At 68.2% G+C, this 1,405-nt stretch carries 1 protein-coding gene; it reads left to right on the top strand.

All coding sequences use genetic code 11. The features are described 5' to 3' along the window. A partial coding sequence (gene mutL / locus EN984_RS34665; RefSeq protein WP_164765925.1) for a DNA mismatch repair endonuclease MutL occupies positions 1–1,405 on the top strand: 1,405 nt, incomplete at both ends.

The following is a 1,405-nucleotide window of genomic DNA, read 5'->3' as shown; positions in this document are numbered from 1 at the left end:
CGATCCGCTCGCGCACGGCAGCAAGTGACAGCGCCGCCGAGATCGGCATCGAGGGTGGCCGCGTTCTGCCTGTCAGGCCGGCGGCGGCCAATCGCGGCACCACGATCGAGGTGCGCGACCTGTTCTTCGCAACGCCGGCCCGGTTAAAGTTCATGAAGGGCGAACGCGCCGAAAGCTCGGCCACCAGCGATGTGGTCAAGCGCATCGCCATCGCCTTCCCCGCCGTGCGCTTCACGCTGGCCGGCTCGGACCGCTCGACGCTGGAATTGCCGGCGGCGGATGACAGCGCGGAAGGCAGCCTGCGCCGTGTCGCCCAGGTGATGGGCACCGACTTTCCCGACAATTCGATTGCCGTCGATGCGATGCGCGAAGGCGTGCATCTGACCGGCCACGTGTCGATCCCGTCCTTCACCCGCGCCAACGCGCTGCAGCAATATGCGTATGTGAACGGCCGCCCGGTGCGCGACAAGCTGATCGCCGGCGCCATACGCGGTGCCTATGCCGACGTCCTGCCGCGTGACCGCCATGCGGTGACGGTGCTGTTCCTGACGCTCGACCCGGCCATCGTCGACGTCAATGTCCATCCAGCCAAGGCCGATGTGCGCTTCCGCGATCCCGGCCTTGTGCGCGGATTGATCGTCGGTGCAATTCGACAGGCACTGGCCGATGCCGGCGTCCGCGCCGCCACCACGGGTGCCGCCGGCATGATGGCCGCGTTCCGGCCAGGGGCCGCATCCTACGGCCACGGCGGACCGGCAAACGGCCACCGCAGCTACGACGCGGCCTACCGCGCGTCGGGCCCGTCCGGCTTCGATCCCGTCCGGTCGTCGCAGCGGCCGCTCGATATGGGTTTCGAGGGTGCGGGCTTCGAGCAGCGCGGCTTGCGTGAAAACGAGCAAGCGGCTTTCGATGCCGGTCCGCTTGCCAGCGCCGATGCACGCGCAGGGCAGGATGAAGCGGCCGAGACCCTGCTCGGCGCGGTGCTGGGCGCGGCGCGCGCCCAGGTGCATGAAAACTACATCGTCGCCCAGACCAGGGATTCGCTCATCATCGTCGACCAGCATGCGGCGCATGAACGGCTGGTCTACGAGGCGCTGAAGAATGCGCTGCACTCGCGCCCGGTGCCCTCGCAGATGCTGCTTTTGCCCGAGATCATCGACCTGCCGGAAGAGGACGCCGAGCGGCTTGCGCTGCATTCGGAAACGCTGGCCCGCTTCGGTCTCGGCATCGAGCGCTTCGGCCCCGGCGCCGTCGCGGTGCGCGAGACGCCGTCGATGCTGGGCGAGACCAATGTCGGGCAATTGGTGCGCGACCTCGCCGACGAGATCGCAGACAACGACACGGTCGACACGCTGAAGGAGCGGCTGGACAAAATAGCCGCGACCATGGCCTGCCACGGCTCTGT

It is taken from the genome of Mesorhizobium sp. M7A.F.Ca.CA.004.12.1.1, assembly GCF_003997835.1.
Lineage (GTDB): Bacteria > Pseudomonadota > Alphaproteobacteria > Rhizobiales > Rhizobiaceae > Mesorhizobium.
This window is presented reverse-complemented; position numbering and strand designations above follow the sequence as displayed.